We start from the raw sequence: 19,955 nt of genomic DNA, 5'->3' as shown, positions 1-19,955 counted from the left end.
GCGGGCGCGGCCGGCTTTTTCAGGCGTCCGCGTGCGCCAGCACCTCGCGCGTGCCGCTGGTCAGTGTGGCGAGGCCGTCCGGCGAAACATCCAGCAGCCGCAGGCAGGCGTCGCCGAGCTTGTCCCACTCGCGCGTGGCGCTGAGGCCGGTTGCGGTTTGGAACAGGAACTCCGCCAGCTGCACCATTGCGATCAAACGCTGTGCCGAGGCGGGCAGGCCGCCCTGATGGGCGGTCAGCGCGAAGGCATCGTGGTGATGCCGGATCGCGAGGCAGGTTTCTTCCGGCATCCACCAGCTTTGCGCAAGCAGGCAGCCGACCATCGCGTGGTTGGTCGGGTGGCGGGTGTCTTCGACGTCGGTGAAGCGTTGATCTGATGTTTCGTTGGCGATCTTCAGCGTTACACCGTAGTCGCTGAATTTGCGCATCAACACCGGGATGCCGCAGTCGCGGAACAGGCCGAAGGTGTAGGCCTCTTCGGCGCGGATGCCGTTGCGTGGGCCGAGTTCCTGCGCAAGCCAGCCGGATACCATGGCGATGCGTGCCGACGCGTCCCAGAAGCGTTCCAGCGCGGGCACCGATACGAAGACCTTGCGCAGGATCAGGCCCGCCACGGCGCGGCTCGATACATCGAGGCCCAGCATCATCAGCGCCTGCGACACGGTGCGGGCGCGGAACCGGAAACCGAAGTAGGGCGAGTTGGCCGTTTTCATCAGCCCCGCTGCGAGGCTGACGTCGCTCGAGATCAGGCTCGCGAGGCGATGGAAATCCGGCGTCTCCTTCAACATCTCGGCGCCGATGCTGTCGAGGATCATCGGGCGCGGCGGGATGCCGATGTCGCGAATTGCGTCGCCGAGTACGCCATCGATGGCTGCGGTCTGGTCCGGGGTCATTCCGCTGTCCTTTGTTGCAGCCAGGCGATGAGCGCCTCGCCGTCCATGGGCCGCGCATGCAGGAAGCCCTGGATCGCATCGACCCCGACATCCACCAACGCCGCCCGTTGCTCTTCCGTTTCCACGCCTTCGGCCACCACCGTCATGCCGAGTTCGCGCGCCATGTTGGTGATTGCCCGCACAATCGCAAGCGCCCGCAGGTCGTGGGGCAGCACCTTGATGAAGGCGCGGTCGATCTTGAGCTTGCTGGCCGGAATGTCCTTGAGATTGGCCAGGCACGAGTAGCCGGTGCCGAAATCGTCGATCGCCAGCGAGATGCCGGCCATCTTTGCCGCCATCAGGTTGCTCTGCACGACGTCCGAGACGTCCATGAACAGCGACTCGGTCAGCTCCAGCTCAATCAGCTCCGGCGGTGCGTCGCTGCATAGCAGCGCGGCGTGGAGCGCCTGCGAGAACTTCGGCGCGGTGAGCTGAGCACGGGATACGTTGATCGCGACCTTGGTGCTCAGCCCGAGTGCGGCAAGGCGGTGCGCGTACATCGCGCCGTGCAGCATGCTCCATTCGCCCAGCCGGACGACCAGCCCGGTTTTCTCAGCCACCGGGATGAAACGCACCGGTGACACCGATTCGCCTTCGGCGGTGCAGCGCATCAGCGCTTCAACCGCGTGGATCGTACCGTCGAGCGCGATGATCGGCTGGTAGTGCAGCGCCAGGCCACCGCTTTCCAGCGCCATGTGCAGCTTGTTTTCGACGGCCAGTTCTTCGCGTGCGAGCAACACGCCGAGCCGCCCTGCGACCCGCTCGTCGCCAGAAACGACGGTACGGTCGCCACCGAGGCGCTTGGCTTCCACCATCGCGCGGTCGGCACGCTCAAGCACGCTGACCGCGTCTTCGCCGCTTTCGAGTACCGCGATGCCGATGCTGCCGGTGGGGTAGAGGCGGATGTTGCCGACTTCCAGCGGCGTCTTCACGCAGCTCAACAGATCCGCGGCGATGCGTTGCGCCGCAGCGGCGTCGGTGCTTCGCGCGAGGAAGACAAATTCGTCTCCGCCCATGCGACAGGGTTCCGCTCGCCCGGCCAGGCGCTCGGCAAGCCGCCCGGCCATGCGTGCCAGCACCGCGTCGCCGCCGAGGTGGCCGAATGATTCATTGACCAGCTTGAAGCGATCCAGATCGAGCCAGATCACCGCCAGCGCGTTAGCCGAGCTCGGCTGGCTATCGACGATCGCCGTCACCGTGGCGATGCAACCCGCGCGGTCGAGAAAGCCGGTCAGCACATCGATGTGTTCCGGAGGCATGCGTCTGCGCGCTCTGTGGCCGTGATCGCCGATACGCGATCCTGAGAATATTTTCGGCCCTGGTGGGCCGGACTTGAGGGCGGGATCTGTCCGCGCAATCTACGCTGAGTCTGAGCGAGGGACCAATGCCGTATGTGGCGGATCGCGCTGCGCAACTCCGTATAAATGGGCGGATATCCCATTTGACGGGCCGCAGCATAACACCGCGCAGGCAGGTGTCGATGAACGCGCCGCAGGCCACTTGAGTGATCGCGGAAAGACAATCATGCGAAGTATGCGAATGGCATAATCGGTCGCCGGCGCCGGGTCGGGCACACACAGGAGGACACTCAATGCAAAGCAGGATGGCATGGCTGTGCGGTGGATTCGCGCAGAAGCTGTTGTTTGCCGGCGGTGCCATCGCCGCGCTCGCAGCATGTGGCTCGAAGGATTCGGCCCCGGTTACGGCGGAGCCGGCGCCGACCTATGCGGCCGAGATCCGCTACACCGCTTACGGCGTGCCACACGTCCGGGCCGTGGACTTCAAGGGTGCCGGCTATGGCTATGGTTTCGCCTTCGCAACCGACCATGCATGCCTGTTCGCGCAGGAGCTGGTCACGCTTCATGGCGAGCGGGCGCGCTACTTTGGTGAGCGTGATGCCAGTGGCAAGGCGATCACCTACCTCGGGCAATTGGGCGGGCTGGTCAGCAACCTGGAGTCGGACTTCTTCTACAAGTCCTACATGACGCCGGACATTGCGTCGCGGTTGAAGGCGGCCAGCAGCGCGGATGTGCGCGACCTGGTGGCAGGCTTCGTCGCAGGCTACAACCGATATCTGCGCGATACCAGCCCCGACGCGTTGCCGGCGGAGTGCCGCAACGCGGCCTGGGTGCAGCCGATCACAGAGTCGGACGCTTACTTGCGCATCCATCAGATTGCGCTGACCGGCAGCTCACTGGGGTTCATCAGCCAGATTGCCGGCGCGCAGCCACCGGCCTCGCCCCATGTGGCGCTGGCGCGCGCCACGACCACTCCGCAGCAGTCTGAAATGCTCGAAGCGCTGCGTGTATTCAAGGATGGCGGCATCGGGTCCAACGGCTACGGCTTGGGGCGCGAGGTCACCGCGTCGGGCCGTGGCATGGTGTTGGGCAACCCGCACTTTCCTTGGTGGGGTGTGCTGCGTCTGCACCAGTTGCACCTGACCGTTCCCGGGCAGTACGACGTGTACGGTGCAACCTTGCTCGGCGCGCCGCTGCCCCTGATCGGATTCAACAAGGATGTGGCCTGGACGCACACCTTCTCGACCGATCAGCGCTTCACGCTTTTCCGGCTCAAGCTGGATCCCGCGGACCCGAAACGCTACATGGTCGGCGAAGAATCGCGACCGATGACGGCCACGCCGTTGCAGGTGCAGGCCCTGCAGCCCGACGGCACGATCCAGACCCGCGAACGCACCCTGTACTCGACCGAATATGGGCCGCTCACGGTGGACAGCGTGTTTGCCTGGACGGCCTCAACTGCGTATGCGCTGAAGGACGCAAACCGGACGAACGATCACCTGCTCGATCAGGTGCTGCGCAACGGCAAGGCGACCAGCGCGGCGTCGTTGCGTGAGGCGCTGGCGTTCTACAGCGAGATGCCCTGGGTCAACACCATCGCGGCCGACAGGGACGGCAATGCGCTGTACGCCAACTATTCGGTGGCGGCCAACGTGACCGATACGCAGCTCGCCAGTTGTGTCTCGGCCGGGTTACCGCAAGTAGTTTTGGCGCAGCAAGGGGTGGTCGTGCTGAATGGGCAGGACCCCGCCTGCAACTGGAGCGGTCATCTGCCGAGCGCCCAGCGCCCCTATGTGTTGCGCACCGATTACGCGATGAACGCCAACGACAGCCATTGGTGGCCGAACCAGAACGTGCGCCTGTCAGGCTTCCCGAAGATCATCGCAACCGGGCCCGCCGCCGAGGGCGTAGAGCAAGGGGAACGCACGCGCGCCGGCATCGCGCAGATCGTCGATCGCGTTTCGGGTATTGATGGCCTGCCGGGCACGCTGTTCACGCTGGCTTCGCTGCAGGAGGTGTACAAGGCCGGGCGCTTCTACAAACCGGAACGTTGGCTGGGTGAGTTCGTGACCGCTTGCCTCGCCAGCGCGCGCAGCGATCTTGCGGCGGCCTGCACCGTGCTAGGCGACTGGAACCGCAAGGAACAGCTCGACGCCAAGGGCGCGCTGTTGTTCCGAGAGTTCTATGCGCGCATGGGCGAAATGAAGGACGCGTCGCTGTGGCGCGTGCCCTACGACCCGGCCGACCCGCTGAACACGCCGAGCGGATTCAACATCGCGAACACCACGGCCTACGACAAGCTTGCCGACACCGTGGCCTACTTCGGCACACTCGGCTTTGCCCTCGACGAAACGCCGGGTGCGCGTCAGATCGTCACGCGCAATGGCAAGCCGCTGGTCATTCCCGGTGGGCGCTACACCTTCAACAACTGGCGCGGCCAACCCGCCGGTGGCAAATACGGCGACCCGGCCTACGGCAACAGCTACATGCAGTTCGTGACCTTCGACGACAATGGCCCGGTGGCCGAGGGCATGCTGACCTATTCGCAGTCCACCCATGCGTCGTCCGATCACTATGCCGATCTGACCGAGCTTTACGCGCAGCGCTTGTGGGCCAAGCTGCCCTACACAGAAGCGCAGATCAGCGCCGACCCGTCCTTGCGCACCGTCAGGATTTCCGAATAGCGGCGCACCGACGTTAAATCACCCCCCGCGGCACGGCACCCGCGGGGGCCCTGGCCTTGATGCCCGCGCAGATGGCCAGCACGCCCCCCTCATGACAGACGCACGGTAAAGTTCGCCGCGAAATCGCCGATAGACCTCGGGCTGGGTTCATCTTTGCCTTTGCCAGACATGATCCATTTACCGGGGGGGCGTAATGAAGAACTGGTCTGTGCGACAGAAGATCCTCGTCAGTGTCGTGCTGACGCTGCTCGTTTCAATGCTGATCACGAGCCTGCTTTCGGCCCGTCTCTTCAAGGCGGCACTGACCGAACGCCTGGAAGAATATGAGCTTGTGCGAACGGTCGAGGCGATCCGCAACGATCTTGATCGCTCGGTTTCGGTACCGCTCGAGCAGACCCGCGTGCTCGCGGCAAACACCTTCATGCTTGACTGGATGGCCACTGGCGAGCCAGCCGAAGGCGTCGCCGCCTGGCAGCGTTTTGCTGCCAAGGTGAAGGATGCGACCGGCGCGGTCACGGTGTCCTGGGTGTCGGAAGCAACGCGCAACTACTATGACTCCGCCAAGGGCCTCTCACGCCAGATCGACCCCGACGGTGCCGACAGCTGGTTCAAGGCCTTCATGTCCAGCGGCAAGGCGGCCGAATTCAACCTGGGCGTGGAAGCGAGCAGCCCCAACGTTTTGATGTTCACCAACGTGCTGGCCGCCGATAGCGCCGGCCATCGCGCCAGCGTGAGCCTTGGTCTGGACGTAACCGCGATGGCTGATCGGGTGCGCAAGCTTGCCGTCGGCAAGAGCGGCCAGGTGTTTGTGGTCGACGCGCGTGGCCAGATCCAGATCCACCGCAATCCCGAACTCGTGAAGGTCAATGACAAGGTCAAGCTGAACAGCTTGCCCGGGCTTGCGACCGATGCCGAAAAGCTGCTCGTGAAGAACAACTTCAATCTCGTCCATGTCAGCGGCCCGAACGGACCCTCGATCATGGTGTCGAGCTACCTCCCGATCGCCGACTGGTTCGTGGTCGTCGAAATTCCGGAGGCCGAAATCTACGCGCCGATCAATCGTGGCCTGACGCTGCTTGCAATTGCCGACGTCGTTGTGCTGGCCCTCGCTTTGATGCTTGTGCTCTGGATCGCCAATTCGCTGACCCGCCCGCTGGCGCGCTTGCGCGACGCGATGCGTGGCCTGGCCTCGGGCAGCGGCGATCTCACGCAACGGCTGCATGTCGATAGCGGCGACGAGATCGGCGCCATCGCGGGCAGCTTCAACCTCTTCATGGAACAGCTCCGCAGCATGTTCCAGCGTGTGCGTGAGCAGACGGATCTGCTCGGCGCCAGTGTCGAGCAACTTGGCGCAATGACGCAGCAGCTGTCCTCCGGTTCACGCCACTCCGCCGACCTGACGACGCAGACGGCGGCAACCATCGAGGAGATCACCGTCAGCATCGCGCATACCGCGAGCCACGCGCAGGACGTCGCCCACTCGGCCGAACAGGCGGGTCAGATGTCGAGCACCAACGCAGCGGCGGTCAGCTCGGTGGCCAGTGAAATCGACACGATCTCGAAGTCCATGGACGTGCTGAGCGAAGCGATGAAGGATCTCGAAGCGCGCTCGGCGCAGATCGGATCGGTCGCCAACGTGATCAAGGAAATCGCCGATCAGACCAACCTGCTGGCCCTCAACGCAGCGATCGAGGCCGCGCGTGCCGGCGAGCAAGGGCGCGGCTTCGCAGTCGTCGCTGACGAAGTGCGCAAGCTCGCTGAGCGAACCGGAAAGGCCACGGTCGAGATCGACCAGATGGTCGGTGGCATGCGGACGAATGCGGCGAACGCCATGCTGCGTGTGGGCGAAACCCACGCCGCGGTGCAGACCGGTGTCGGCCAAGTCGCCACCGTGCTGGCGCAAATCGATTCGATTCGCGAGGCCATGAAGGGCGTCGTTGACTCGATTGCCGAGATCCGCGACGCAACGACCGAACAATCGCGTGCGACCGAGGCGATGGCGCAGACCGCCGAGCGCATGTCGGCCACCGCATTGGAGGGCGACGCCGAGATCCAGCGGACATCAGCGGTCATCACCCAGCTCGAGGTCATGGCCGGCGAGCTCAGGCAGATCGTCGGCAACTTCCGCGTTTAGCGATTGCGTCGGTCGTCAGTCGCGAAACGGTCGGTGCTCGGCCAGCTCATCGACATACTGCGAGATGCCCTCGCGCTCGCGCGCGAGGTATCGGCCGACCGCGGCATCCAGCCGCGGATCGGCCAGCCAGTGCACTGACGTGGTCTGCACCGGGTCCATGCCGCGGGCAAGCTTGTGCTCACCTTGCGCGCCGCCCTCGAAGCGTTTGAGCCTGCGGGCGATGGCATATTCGATGCCCTGGTGGTAGCAGGCTTCGAAGTGCAGGCAGGGTATGTATTCGAGCGCGCCCCAGTAGCGGCCGTAAAGCGCTTCGTCGTCGCGCAGCATCAGGCTGGCGGCGATCGGGTTGCCGGCCCGTTCGGCGATCACCAGCACGCAGGCTTCCGGCAAGCGTTCGCCAAGTTGCTGGAAGAAGTCGAGCGTGAGGTAGGGCGTCGATCGATGCAGCGCGTAGGTGGTTTCGTAGCAGCGCACGAAGAAGGCCCAGTCGGCCTCGCCGATGTCGCGCCCCTCAAGCCAGCGCAGGCTGACACCGGCAGCGCTGACCTTGCGCCGCTCCTGCCGGATCTTCTTGCGCTTGTCGTGTGACATGCGGGCAAGGAAATCGTCAAAGTTCCGCTCGCCCGCGCTGTGCCAGTGGAACTGCACCGCATGGCGGCGGTGCATGCCGAGCGCGTCGCCGGCGGCGAGGGAGGCCTCGTCGGCGAACAGCACATGCAGGGAGCTGAGCCCGGCGTCGCGGCATGCGTCGATCACCGCCGCGAGCAGCGTTGCCCGGTGCGCATTGTCGCTCGCGAGGATGCGCAGGCCAGGTACCGGCGAGAACGGAATCGCGCCAAGCGCCTTCGGGTAGTAGCGGATGCCGGCGCGCTCCGAGGCCTCAGCCCAGGCCCAGTCGAACACAAATTCGCCGTAGGAGTGCGTCTTCACATACAGCGGCATCGCGGCGAGCAGCACGCCCGCGTCGTCGCGCAGTGCGGCGTGCATCGGCTGCCAACCGGTGCCCTCGCCAACGCAGCCGGTGGCCTCGAATGCATCGAGAAAGGCGTGGCGCAGGAAGGGCTGCGAGCCGGCGAGTGCGTCCCACCCGGCGGCGGGCAGATCAGCGATGCGGCGATGCAGGAGCAGGCGCGTCAAGGGTCGGGTCCGCGGTGATGCTGGAAGGCTGCATCATCGCCGATCCGGCCGGCCCTCAACAGCGGTGGTGTGTCAGAACACCACGCCTGCGCGCAGGATCACATTGGCGTAGGGCGAGAACTCGCCGGTCCGGACGATTGCGCGGGCGCGTGCGCTGAGCGCCTTGAAGTCTTCATGCGACATGCGCGCCACCGGTGTGCTGCCAAGCAACTGCAACGTTGCCGCATTGACGGCGGGGTTGCGCGCGACGATCTCGTCGGCCAGCACGGCCGATTCGACCTGCATTTCGCTCAGCACGGCCTTGAGCACGTCGATGAAGGGCGGCAGGTTCGCGCTCACCGCCAGGTCGATGCGGCGCGGGCCGTCGGGAATCGGCAGTCCGGCGTCGCCAATCACCAGCATGTCGCCGTGGCCAAGTCGTGCAATCACTTCCGACAATTCGGCGTGCAGCAGCGTGGTGCGTTTCATGAGCGGGCCCTTTCAGTCGGTGTCAGTTCGGATCGCCACGGGATCGAGGGCTGCGCGCCGATTCGCGTGACGCAGATGGCACTCGCGGCCTGGCCGAGCGCTGCGGCGTCGTCGAGGCTCATGCCTTCGGTGAGGCCGACAGCGAGGCCGCCGACGAAGGTGTCGCCGGCTGCGGTGGTGTCGACCGCTTTGACCTTCTGAGCCGGCAGGCGCCGCACGCCTTGCGCATCGCAGATCAGAACGCCTTGCGCGCCGAGCGTGATGAGCACTGTGCGAACGCCGCGTGCGCGCAGCACGGCGGCCGCTTCGGCGGCGCTGGCGGTGTCCTTCACGTCGACGCCGCTGAGCAGTGTGGCTTCACTTTCGTTGGGCACGAGCAGGTCGACCATGGGCCACAGCGTGTCGGGCAAGGCGGCGGCGGGGGCGGGGTTCAGCAGCACGGGCACGCCGGCCGCGTGTGCGTGCTTGATTGCGGCAAGCACCGCGGGCAGCGGCACTTCGAGTTGCACAACCAGCATCGCCGCCTGTTCGATCTGCGCAGCCACGCCGTCGATGTCCCCTGCGGTGACCTGGCCATTGGCGCCGGCCGAAATCAGGATACGGTTCTGGCCGATGTCTTCGACCAGGATCATAGCTACGCCGCTGGTCACGCCGCCCGTCACGGTGATCTGGCTGACATGCACGCCATCACGGGCGAGCCCGCTCTTCAGAACCTGGCCGAAGTTGTCGTCGCCGATACGCCCCACCATCGCGACATGCCCGCCCAAACGCGCGCAGGCCAGCGCCTGGTTGGCGCCCTTGCCGCCCGGCAGCGTCGCGAAGTCGTGGCCAAACAGGGTTTCGCCACCCTGCGGCACGCGCGGGGTGCGCATCACCAGATCCATGTTGAGGCTGCCGATGACGAGAATCGGGCGGTTCGGGCTGTGCTGCGGATAGCTGGGCATGGCTTGGCTTTCAGGTACTGGGCCGATATCGCGTGGTGCTCTTGCGCACGCGCAACTCCGGCTGAAGGATCAGGCGCCGCGGTGCGCCGGTCTCGCCCGCGATGCGTTCGAGCAGCAGCTTCGCCGTGCCGGTGCCGATGGCTTGCTTGGGCTGCGCGACGGTGGTCAGCGGCGGGAAGGTGTAGGCGGCGAGTTCGATGTCGTCAAAGCCGACGACCGAGATGTCTTCCGGGACACGCAGGCCGGCTTCGTGGATTGCACACAGCGCGCCGATGGCCATCACGTCATTGCACACGAACACCGCGCTTGGCCGGGTCTTGCGTGCGATCAGGCCTTGCATCGCAAGATAGCCGCTGCGACTGGTGAAGTCGCCGCGCACCAAGTCGCCCTCGCGGCGTGCGACACCGGCTGCAGCGAGGGCGCGCTTCCAGCCGGCGCGCCGTTGCGAGCTGGGCGTGAGGCCGGCGGGGCCGCTGATGCAGACGACCTGCGGGTGACCGAGTTCGAGCAGGTGGCGGGTGGCGATCTCGCCGCCGGCGGTGTGATCGACTTCGACCAGATCGCAGTCCAGCCCCGGCACTTCGCGGTCCACGAGCACGACCGGCAGGGCCAGCGCCTGCAATTGTGCAGCGAGGCTGGGCGCGACACCGGAGGAAACCAGCACGAGGCCGTCGATGCGCTTTTCAGCCAGCACCCGCACGTAGCTCGCCTGCTTCTCGGGCTGATCGTCGGAGTTGCACAGGATCAGGTTGTAGCCGGCCTGGAAGCAGCAGTCTTCGACGCCGCGGATGATCTCGGCGAAGTAGGGGTTCGAGTTGTTGGGGATCAGCATGCCGAGCGTGCGGGTGGCGTTGTGCTTGAGGCTGCGGGCCACCGCGCTGGGCACATAGGCCAGCTCGCGCACCGCCGCTTCGACGCGCTCGCGCGCATCCTCGCTGACGAAGCGTGTGGCGTTGAGCACGTGCGATACCGTGGTGACCGACACCCCGGCACGCTGCGCGACATCCTTGATCGTTGCCATTCCCCTGGACCCTGTCTGTCAGGCGCTGCGGCGGTTGCGTCGTTCGCGCACCATGTCGAGCACCACGGCCGCGATGATGACGCAGCCGGTGATGATCCGCTTCGTGGGCTCGCTGGCGCCGACCTGTGCGAGGCCGGCTTCAAGCACCGAGATGATCAGCACGCCGAAGAAGGTGGCGATGACCGAACCGCGCCCGCCCATCAGGCTGGTGCCGCCGATCACGACCGAGGCGATCACCACCAGTTCGGCGCCGATGCCGGCGTTGGGGTCGGCGGCTTCGAGTCGCGAGGCCTGGAACATGCCGGCCAGGCCGGCGAGCGTGCCGACGATGGCGAACACCGCGATCTTCACCGGGCGGGGATCCACCCCTGCAAGGCGCATCGCTTCTTCGTTGGTGCCGATGCCGATCATGTAGCGGCCAAACACCGTGCGGGTGAGCACGATCTGCGCGGCGATCACGATCAGCACCGCAATGATGAAGGCCGGCGACACGCCACCGAACAGCGGTGCGCTGAGCCAGTCGATCGCGCTACCGATGTACTGCGTGCGCGAATTCGTCGCGATGTAGGCCGAACCGCGTGCCACTTCCAGCATGCCGAGCGTGACGATGAAGGAAGGCAGGCGCCAGCCGACCGATATCAGCCCGTTCGCCATGCCGGCGACGAGCCCCGTAAGCATGGCGACCAGCACCGCCGGGAACAGGCCCCAGTGCCATTGCAGCATCACCAAGCCGGCGGTGGCGCTGGCGAGCGCCATCACCGAGCCGACCGACAGGTCAATGCCGGCGATGATCAGCACGAAGGTCATGCCGACAGCGGTGACGGCAATCGCAGGGATGTCGTTGGCGATCGTGATGAAGGTGCTGACCGAGAAGAAGTACTCGGATAGCGAGCCAAACAGCGCGACCATCAGCACCAGTGCGACGACCAGGCCGAGGTAGTTGCCGAGGCTGCCGCGCAGCGACAGGGCGGGCGTGGATGCAGGGTTGGACATGGTTTTCTCAGGCATCTCAGTAGACATGTTCGGCGGCCGTAGGGGTTTCGGTCGTTGCGCTGGCATGGCCGGCGCTGTAACCGCTGAAGGCGGCTTCGAGCAGTGCGTGCTGCGACCACTCGCCGCGTTCGAACACGCGCACGAGGCGGCCGGCACTCATCACGGCGATGCGGTCGCACACCGACATCAGTTCGCGCAGATCGCTCGACACCATCACCAGCGCCTTGCCAGCGGCGGCGAGCCGATCCATCTGGGCGTAGATGTCTGCGCGTGCGCCGATATCGACGCCGCGCGTGGGTTCGTCGAGCAGCAGCACGTCGCTGTCGCGATGTAGCCAGCGCGCAAACACCACTTTCTGCTGATTGCCGCCGGAGAGTTCACCGACGGCTTGTTCAATCGAATTGCAGCGCACGCCCAGGGTTTCGCGCAGTTGCTCTACGGTGTTGCGTTCGCGGGCGCGGTCGAGCCAGCCGCGATGCGCGACATCTGCGATGCGCGCGAGCGTGGCGTTCACGCGGATCGGCAGCGGCAGCATCAGGCCCTGAGCCTTGCGGTCTTCGGTGACGAGGCCGATGCCGTGGCGCACCGCTTCCATGGGCGATCGCACCGGGCGCGGTTTTGCTTCGCCGTTGAGGCGGATCTCGCCTGCGTCGGCGCGGTCTGCGCCATAGATCAGGCGCAGTAGTTCGGTACGCCCGGCGCCGACCAGGCCAGCGATGCCGAGCACTTCGCCGTGGGCGACGTCGAAGCTCACATCCTTGACGAACTTGCCGCGCGAGAGGCCGCGCACTTCGAGCGCAATGCTGCCGGCAGGGCGGCGCGCGCGATCAAGTTCTTCACGCACATCGCGGCCGACCATGCGGCGCACGATGTCATCCTGCGTCATGCCGGCCATCGGCTGGGTGTCGATATGCTTGCCGTCGCGCAGCACCATCACGCGGTCTGCGATCTGCTGTACTTCGTCGAGCCGGTGCGAGATGTAGATGATGCCGACGCCGCGCGCCTTGAGCAGTGCGATCTGGCGAAAGAGATGTTCGATCTCGCGGCTGGTGAGCGTAGCGGTGGGTTCGTCGAGGATCAGGATGCGGCAATCGCCGACGAGGCTGCGGGCGATCTCCACCATCTGCTGATGGCCGACCCCCAGTTCGCCAACCGGCGTGCGCGGGTCGATCTCGGACAGCCCGATCGCCGCCATCTGTGCGGCGGCCTGCTGGTTGAGCGCATCGCGGCGGATGAAACCGGCACGGCGCGGCAGATGGTCGAGCAGTAGGTTCTCGGCAACCGTGAGCGTGGGCACCAGCCCGAGTTCTTGCAGCACCATGCGTACGCCCTGGCTTTCGGCGTCGCGTCGCGATTGCGGGCGGTAGGCCTGGCCCGCGAGTTCCAGCTGCCCTTCGCTGGGCGGAATCAGGCCGGCAATGATCTTGCTGAGCGTGCTCTTGCCGGCGCCGTTCTCGCCGGTCAGCGCCAGCACTTCGCCGGCATGGAGGGTGAAGCTCACATCGCTGAGCACCGGCGTTGCGTAACGCTTGCCGAGTCCGGTGCCGTGCAACAGGGGTGGGGTAGGGGGCATCATCGTGCGTCCTGCATGCGGCGCGCACGAGGCGCGCCGCATGGCCTGGATTTACTTGGTGATCAGCTTGACCGGCGTTTGCACGGTGCCGGGCAGATCCTTCTGCGGCGTCTTGGCGGCAATCGCCTTGAGCGCGGTTTCGATGCCGAATACCGCTTGCTGCGCGGCGAACTGGTCGGCAGTGGCGAGCACGCGGCCGTCGGCCAGCATCGGCTTGATCGCGGAGATATTGTCGTAACCGACCACCTTCACCTTGCCGGCTTTGCCCGCGGTTTTCACGGCCGCCACGGCGCCGAGCGCCATGTTGTCGTTGCCGCAGAGCAGGGCGGTCAGATCCGGGTGTTCACGCAGCATCGCGCTGGCGACCATGTTGCCCTTGTCCATTTCCCACTGGCCCGACTGCACGCCGACCACGTTGGCGCCAACGGCCTTCATTGCGTCCTGGAAGCCGGCGGTGCGCTGCTGCGCGTTGGTGGTGGTGGATACGCCCTCGAGGATGCCGACCTTGTCGCCGGCCTTCAGCTGCTTGGCGAGGTAATCACCGACCAGCTTGGCGCCAGCGCGGTTATCGGGGCCGACGAAGGGTACGACGATGCCTTTTTCCTTCAGCGCCGCGTCGTCGAGCTTGTTGTCGATGTTCACGACGATGATGCCCTTGTCGATCGCTTCCTTGACCACCGGCACCAGCGCCTTCGAGTCAGCCGGGGCGAGCACCAGCGCATCGACCTTCTCGACCATCATCTGCTGGATGATCTTGATCTGAGCCGCGGTGTCGGTCTCGTCCTTGATGCCGTTGGCGATCAGCGTGTATTGCGCGGCGTGCTGTTTCTGGTGCGCCTTGGCGCCGTCCTGCATGGTCTGGAAGAACTCGTTGGCGAGCGACTTCATGACCAGCGCGACTTTCGGCTTGGCATCCGCGGCGCTCGCACTGCCGAACGGCAGCGCAACGGCGACGGCGATCAGGGCGAGCGACTTCAGGGTGCTGCGACGTGTGTTCATCTGGGTCTCCTTCGGTGTTTTGCCTGTGCGGATGCGAGCTGCCGCCGCCAGCGCAGATGTAATAGCAAACGTTTGCGCAAACGTTTGCGTGAAGTGTAGTGAATCCGTTCCGTGAGGCAAGGACTTTCGATGCTGCAGTGCGGAAGCGGCTTTGTTGCGCGGCTTGTCGTTCGGGAACTTGTCGCCCCGCGCAGGGATCAGAAGAACACGCTGATTGCCCTGGACATACCGTGCCCGCCTGGTTTCGCCTCTCGCCGCTGCGCGTTTTGCGCTCCCGACTGTTGCGCCCCTTCGCGAACCGCTTGCTGGATCGAAGGCTGTGGCGCCCGGCGCCGCACACCGTCGGCCTGGGCGTGGCGATAGGGTTGTTCTTCGGAATTCTGTCGCCGGTGGCGCAGATTTTCTTTGCGGCGCTCGCCGCTGCGTTGCTGCGGGCCAACCTGATGGCTGCTGCGGTGGCGACCCTGGTGACGAATCCGCTTACGGCGCCGCCGATCTATCTCGCGGCCTATCGCCTGGGGGCTGAGGTCTTGCCCTGGCTGGTGCCCTCGTTCGACGCGGCACTGCTGCCGCGGCTCGAGGCGTTCAGTTTCGATGCCTTGCAGACGATGTGGCAGGGGATGTCGCTGGGGTGGGCCGGCTTGTCGTTTGTCACCGGCTTGGCGCTGATCGCTTGCGGCTCCGCCGCGATCGGCTACCTGGCGGGCTGGGGCGTGATGCGGGGCATTGCGCCCCGCCGTGCGGCGATGCCAGGCGAGGTGGCCTGATCAAACGATCAGTTCTTCGACCGGCAGTACGGTGGTGCGCTTGACCTCTTCGAGCGCGAAGCTGGACTTGACGTCCAGCACGCCGGGATGGCGCAGCAGCTTGTCCATCACGAAGCGCGAGAAGTGCTGCAGGTCGGTGACGAGCACGCGCAGCAGGTAGTCCATTTCGCCGGTCATCGCGTAGCACTCGGTCACTTCGGGCCAGCTCTGCACCGCAGCCTTGAAGCTGTCGGTGCCTTCGCCAGCACGTTTGTCGAGCGATACGTTAACGAAGGCGAGCAGCGTCAAACCCAGCTTGGTGGGGTTGAGGATCGCGGTGTAGTGATCGATCACCCCGTCTTCCTCCAGGCGCTGCAGGCGGCGCAGGCAGGGCGAGGGCGAGAGCGCAACGTTCTTCGCGAGTTCAACGTTGGGGATGCGACCGTTCTGCTGCAGAACTTCGAGGATCCGGCGGTCGGTGCGATCGAGTTTGACGGCGTCTGTCATGTTGTTGCTTGAATATCAAAAAGGCTATTCAAAAGTTGCTCAAATTCTAATTGTTTGAGCAATAAACGCAACGAAAATTCGGGCGCGTTTGACTATTCTTCTTTCTGCGAGGCGCTGCCGACAGAGCGGCCCCCAACAGAGGAGACACAATCATGCCGCTGAACCTTGTCCGGCCGCGGCCGGAACCGCGCGCCCTATGGGACAACCCCATGGGCACCGATGGATTCGAATTCGTCGAATACACCGCACCCGACCCGAAGCTGCTGGGTGCCTTATTTCAACAGCTCGGTTTCAAGGCTGTTGCGCGCCACCGCTCCAAAGACGTGACACTTTACCGCCAAGGCGAGATCAACTTCATCGTCAACGCGGAAAAAGACAGTTTCGCGCAATCCTTCGCCCGTGTACATGGCCCTAGCGCCTGTGCGATGGCATTTCGTGTCCGTGACGCCAAGGCCGCCTACGAACGTGCGCTGTCACTCGGCGCCGAACCCCATGCCCAGCAGTACGGACTGATGGAGTTGCAGATTCCGGCGATCAAGGGCATCGGCGGTTGCCCGGTGTATCTGGTGGATCGCTACGGCGGCCCCTCGATCTACGACGTCGATTTCGTGCCGCTCTGCGACGACGTGGAGCACAAGGGCTACGGCCTGACCTACATCGACCATCTGACGCACAACGTGCACCGCGGCCGCATGAAGGTGTGGTCCAGCTACTACGAGAAGCTGTTCAACTTTCGCGAGATCCGCTACTTCGACATCGAAGGCAAGCTCACCGGCCTGAAGAGCCAGGCGATGACCAGCCCCTGCGGGCAGATCCGCATCCCGATCAACGAATCCTCGGACGACAAGAGCCAGATCGAGGAATTCCTGCATGCCTACAACGGCGAAGGCATCCAGCACATCGCGCTGGGCACCGACGACATCATCGCCACTGTCGAGGGTATGCGGGCCAACGGCATCAAGTTCCTCGACACGCCGGACACCTACTACGACGCGGTGGATACGCGGGTGAAAGGCCATGCGGAGGATGTCGCGCGGCTGCGCGCCAACCGCATCCTGATCGACGGGGCGCCGAGCGAAGGGCAGGGCTACCTGCTGCAGATCTTCACCGAGACGGTGATCGGGCCGATCTTCTTCGAGATCATCCAGCGCAAGGGTAACGAGGGCTTTGGCGAGGGCAACTTCAAGGCGCTGTTCGACTCGATCGAGCTCGACCAGATCCGCCGTGGCGTGCTGAGCGACCCGGCTGCCGCCTGAGTTACCGACCCCGCGGAACGCGCGGCGCAGCGGTCACTCTCAGTACATATGAGGGTGCGACGAGCGCCACGCGGGCCGCGGCCCGCCTCATCCGTCAGGAGGGTTCGCAATGCTGAAACCCGAAAACCCGCTGCGCGGCGATTACTCGCAGATGCGCGCGGACTACACCGTTGATCAGGACTGGGCGGCCTACACGCCCGAGGAACATGCACTCTACCGCCGCCTCGTCGAGCGGCAGAGCCGCAAGCTGCCGGGCTACGCCTGCGACGAGTTCATCGAGCATGTGAATGAACTGCTCACCGATGGCATCCCGCGTTTTGAGGTGGCCAACGCCATTCTCGGTCGCGCCACCGGCTGGCAGATCGTCGGCGTGCCGGGCCTGATCCCGGACGATGTGTTCTTCACCCATCTAGCCAACCGCCGCTTCCCGGTAACGGTGTGGCTGCGCAAGCCCGAAGAATTCGACTACATCGTCGAGCCCGACGTATTCCACGATTTCTTCGGCCATGTGCCGCTGCTGATGAACCCGGTGTTCGCCGATTACCTGCAGGAATACGGGCGCGGTGGCATGAAGGCAGCGGCGCTGGGCGGCCTGGGCTATCTCGCGCGGCTGTACTGGTACACGGTGGAGTTCGGCCTCATCGACACCCCGCAGGGCCTGCGCACCTACGGGGCGGGCATTCTGTCTTCCGGCGGCGAGATCCTGCACTGCATCGATTCGCCCGCGCCGCACCGGGTGCGCTTCGACCTGATGCGGGTGATGCAGACTGAGTACCGCATCGACCGCTTCCAGGACACCTATTTCGTGATCGACAGCTACCAGCAGCTCTTTCGCGAGACGGCGCAGGACTTTGCGCCGCTCTACGCGCGACTGCAGGGCTTGCCGACGATTGATCCATCCGTCACCGTGGCGGGCGATGCGCTGGTGCCATCCGTACGCCACGACGACCTCAACCGGAGATCCGCAGCATGAAACGCTGGATCAGCTACCCGAAAGCCGAGGGTGAATTCTCCCGTCAGGCGCACTGCGACCTGCCGGAAGGCACCTTCGAGCGCGAGATGGGCAAGGAGGGCTTCTTCGGCCCGGCCTGCCACTTCCACCACAAGCACGCACCAACCGGCTGGACCGAATTCGACGGCCCGCTGCGGCCACACGCCTTCGACCTGAATCGACTCGAAGTACGTGCCGCCAGCCCGTTCCAGGCCTATCCGCTGCTTTCCAACGCCGATGCGCGCATCCGCTGGTGGCTGCTCGATGCGCCGATGCCAGCACTCGCCCGCAATGCCGACGGTGACGAACTGCTCTTCATCCACGAAGGCGAAGGGGCACTGTTCTGCGATTGGGGGCATCTGGACTACCGCGACGGCGATTACATCGTGCTGCCGCGCGGCGCCATGTGGCGGCTCGAACCCCGCCAGCCGACGCGGGTGATGCTGGTGGAGGCGAGTGGCAGCAGCTACCAGCTGCCGGAGAAGGGGCTGGTCGGCCCGCATGCGATCTTTGACGCGACTGCGCTCGATACGCCCAGGCTCGATGATGCCTTTGCCGCGCAACGCGACGGCGAAGCCGGCAGCCGCCCCTGGGCGGTGCAGGTCAAGCACCAGGGCAAGCTCACAACGATCCACTATCCGTTCAACCCGCTCGACGCGGTGGGCTGGCATGGCGATTTGGCGGCTTGCCGGGTGAACTGGCGCGACATCCGGCCACTGATGAGCCACCGCTATCACCTGCCGCCCTCGGCGCACACCACCTTCGTGGCGCGCAACTTCGTCGTCTGCACCTTCGTGCCGCGGCCGATCGAATCCGACCCCGGTGCGCTGAAGGTGCCGTTCTATCACTCGAACGACGACTACGACGAGTTCATCCTCTACCACCGCGGCAGCTTCTTTTCGCGCGACAACATCCGCCCCGGCATGACGACGCTGCACCCTTGCGGCTTCACCCACGGGCCGCATCCGAAAGCCTTTGCCGCCGGACTTAAGGCCGAACGCAAGGAGACGGACGAGGTCGCGGTGATGATCGACACCCGCTTCCCGCTCGAAGTGAACGAGCCGGCGCGGGCGGTTGAACTGCATGAATACGCCGATTCCTGGAAACCCAAGGCCTGAGGGCCGCGAACACACCGAGGCAACATGAAACTCGCCACCCTCAAGACCGGCGGCCGCGACGGTACGCTGGTCGTCGTTTCCCGCGACCTGACGCGCTGCCAGCCGGTGCCGGAGATCGCCCGCACGCTGCAGGCGGCGCTCGACGACTGGGATCGCTGCGCACCCCAGCTCGCCGAGCTGTCGCTGGCGCTCAACAACGGCCATGCGCGCCACGCCCAGCCCTTCGACCCTGCCGCCTGCCATTCACCCTTGCCGCGTGCCTACCAGTGGGCGGATGGCTCGGCTTACGTGAACCACGTGGAGCTCGTGCGCAAGGCGCGCGGCGCCGAGATGCCGCCCGAGTTCTGGAGCGACCCGCTGATGTACCAGGGCGGCTCCGACAGTTTCATCGGCCCGCGCGACCCGATTGCGGTGCGCGACACCGCCTGGGGCGTTGATCTTGAAGGCGAGGTCGCGGTGATCACCGGCGACGTGGCGATGGGCGCCACGCCCGAGCAGTGCGCCGGCGCGATCCGGCTGCTGATGCTGGTGAACGACGTGACGCTGCGTAACCTGATTCCGGCCGAACTCGCGAAGGGCTTCGGCTTCTTCCAGAGCAAGCCGGCGACGGCCTTCTCGCCGGTGGCGGTGACGCCGGACGAACTGGGCGAAGCCTGGGACGGCGCGCGGGTGCATCGCCCGCTGGAGGTCACCGTTCGCGGGGAGCACTTCGGCCGGCCGGAGTGCGGCATCGACATGGTGTTCGGCTTCCCGCAGCTGATCGCGCATGTCGCCCGGACCCGCGAGCTGGAAGCCGGTTCGATCATCGGCAGCGGCACCATCTCGAACGTCGATCGCTCGCGCGGTTCGGCCTGCATCGTCGAACGCCGGATGCTCGAGACCCTGGCGGAGGGCAAGCCGGTCACGCCTTATCTCGGCTACGGCGAGCGCGTCACGATCGAAATGTTCGGTGCCGACGGGCTGTCGATCTTCGGCGCCATTGATCAGATCGTATCCCCTTACGACAGTTGAACCGGAAGGCCGCACCGGCAGATCAAACTCCGTGCGGTCTGCCCGTGAAGTCCTCTCCCTTGCGTGCTATGACACCCCTGAGGGCCGCGTCGGATGGCGCGTGCCGTGCATGCCTTGTAGCGGTGTCCAGTAATGAATCGGGGG

General features: G+C 65.3%; 17 protein-coding genes. 7 read left to right on the top strand and 10 right to left on the bottom strand.

What is annotated here, in order from left to right:
- Positions 1–19: 19 nt before the first annotated feature.
- Positions 20–892, bottom strand: a complete 873-nt coding sequence (locus JY500_RS14475; protein WP_172198090.1) for an HDOD domain-containing protein — start codon at positions 890–892, stop codon at positions 20–22.
- A complete protein-coding gene (locus JY500_RS14470) occupies positions 889–2,190 on the bottom strand; it encodes a putative bifunctional diguanylate cyclase/phosphodiesterase (protein ID WP_206253499.1) in 1,302 nt (433 codons plus the stop codon). Before JY500_RS14470 ends, JY500_RS14475 begins: the two co-directional genes overlap by 4 nt.
- A 332-nt stretch (positions 2,191–2,522) precedes the next feature.
- Between JY500_RS14470 and JY500_RS14465 the strand changes: the two genes are divergently transcribed.
- The gene (locus JY500_RS14465; protein ID WP_206253497.1) at positions 2,523–4,913 is read left to right on the top strand and encodes a penicillin acylase family protein; all 2,391 of its coding nucleotides are present in this window, start codon (positions 2,523–2,525) and stop codon (positions 4,911–4,913) included.
- Positions 4,914–5,106: 193 nt separating this feature from the next.
- Positions 5,107–7,047 carry a methyl-accepting chemotaxis protein gene (locus tag JY500_RS14460; RefSeq protein ID WP_206253491.1) on the top strand — a complete coding sequence of 647 codons (1,941 nt, stop codon included), beginning with the start codon at positions 5,107–5,109 and terminating at the stop codon, positions 7,045–7,047.
- A 15-nt stretch (positions 7,048–7,062) separates the two neighbouring features.
- Here the strand turns inward: JY500_RS14460 and JY500_RS14455 are convergent, their stop codons facing one another.
- The 7 genes from JY500_RS14455 to JY500_RS14425 form a co-directional block, all read right to left on the bottom strand.
- Positions 7,063–8,184 (bottom strand): GNAT family N-acetyltransferase, encoded by a 1,122-nt coding sequence (locus JY500_RS14455; RefSeq protein ID WP_206253489.1) that lies wholly within the window; start codon positions 8,182–8,184, stop codon positions 7,063–7,065.
- A 72-nt stretch (positions 8,185–8,256) separates the two neighbouring features.
- Complete coding sequence (gene rbsD / locus JY500_RS14450) at positions 8,257–8,652, bottom strand: D-ribose pyranase (protein WP_172198103.1); 396 nt, start codon at positions 8,650–8,652, stop codon at positions 8,257–8,259.
- On the bottom strand, positions 8,649–9,596 hold the full coding sequence (gene rbsK / locus JY500_RS14445) for a ribokinase (protein WP_206253488.1): 948 nt from the start codon (positions 9,594–9,596) through the stop codon (positions 8,649–8,651). The genes rbsD and rbsK overlap by 4 nt, the downstream gene beginning before the upstream one ends.
- 10 nt (positions 9,597–9,606) lie before the next feature.
- Positions 9,607–10,617 (bottom strand): LacI family DNA-binding transcriptional regulator, encoded by a 1,011-nt coding sequence (locus JY500_RS14440; protein ID WP_172198107.1) that lies wholly within the window; start codon positions 10,615–10,617, stop codon positions 9,607–9,609.
- Between the two features lie 18 nt (positions 10,618–10,635).
- Complete coding sequence (locus tag JY500_RS14435) at positions 10,636–11,610, bottom strand: ABC transporter permease (RefSeq protein WP_246479635.1); 975 nt, start codon at positions 11,608–11,610, stop codon at positions 10,636–10,638.
- A gap of 16 nt (positions 11,611–11,626) precedes the next feature.
- Positions 11,627–13,186 (bottom strand): sugar ABC transporter ATP-binding protein, encoded by a 1,560-nt coding sequence (locus tag JY500_RS14430; RefSeq protein WP_246479634.1) that lies wholly within the window; start codon positions 13,184–13,186, stop codon positions 11,627–11,629.
- A gap of 48 nt (positions 13,187–13,234) precedes the next feature.
- Entirely contained in the window at positions 13,235–14,182 is a 948-nt protein-coding gene (locus JY500_RS14425) for a sugar ABC transporter substrate-binding protein (RefSeq protein WP_172198113.1), read from the bottom strand.
- 230 nt (positions 14,183–14,412) lie between these two features.
- On the opposite strand from JY500_RS14425, the gene JY500_RS14420 reads away from it, so the two are divergent.
- Positions 14,413–14,949: a DUF2062 domain-containing protein gene (locus JY500_RS14420; RefSeq protein ID WP_172198115.1), complete on the top strand. Its 537-nt coding sequence runs from the start codon at positions 14,413–14,415 to the stop codon at positions 14,947–14,949.
- Here JY500_RS14420 and JY500_RS14415 read toward each other — a convergent pair whose 3' ends face one another.
- Entirely contained in the window at positions 14,950–15,435 is a 486-nt protein-coding gene (locus JY500_RS14415) for an Lrp/AsnC family transcriptional regulator (RefSeq protein WP_172198117.1), read from the bottom strand.
- Positions 15,436–15,587: 152 nt separating this feature from the next.
- Between JY500_RS14415 and hppD the strand changes: the two genes are divergently transcribed.
- The 4 genes from hppD (at position 15,588) to JY500_RS14395 (ending at position 19,811) form a co-directional block, all read left to right on the top strand.
- A complete protein-coding gene (gene hppD / locus JY500_RS14410; protein WP_172198120.1) occupies positions 15,588–16,691 on the top strand; it encodes a 4-hydroxyphenylpyruvate dioxygenase in 1,104 nt (367 codons plus the stop codon).
- A 109-nt stretch (positions 16,692–16,800) separates the two neighbouring features.
- On the top strand, positions 16,801–17,664 hold the full coding sequence (gene phhA, locus JY500_RS14405; protein ID WP_172198123.1) for a phenylalanine 4-monooxygenase: 864 nt from the start codon (positions 16,801–16,803) through the stop codon (positions 17,662–17,664).
- Complete coding sequence (locus tag JY500_RS14400; protein WP_206253482.1) at positions 17,661–18,800, top strand: homogentisate 1,2-dioxygenase; 1,140 nt, start codon at positions 17,661–17,663, stop codon at positions 18,798–18,800. The genes phhA and JY500_RS14400 overlap by 4 nt, the downstream gene beginning before the upstream one ends.
- A 24-nt stretch (positions 18,801–18,824) precedes the next feature.
- Complete coding sequence (locus JY500_RS14395) at positions 18,825–19,811, top strand: fumarylacetoacetate hydrolase family protein (RefSeq protein ID WP_206253481.1); 987 nt, start codon at positions 18,825–18,827, stop codon at positions 19,809–19,811.
- Positions 19,812–19,955: the final 144 nt, after the last annotated feature.

The sequence above is a fragment of the Niveibacterium microcysteis genome (assembly GCF_017161445.1).
In the GTDB taxonomy this organism is placed as follows: domain Bacteria; phylum Pseudomonadota; class Gammaproteobacteria; order Burkholderiales; family Rhodocyclaceae; genus Niveibacterium; species Niveibacterium microcysteis.
This window is presented reverse-complemented; position numbering and strand designations above follow the sequence as displayed.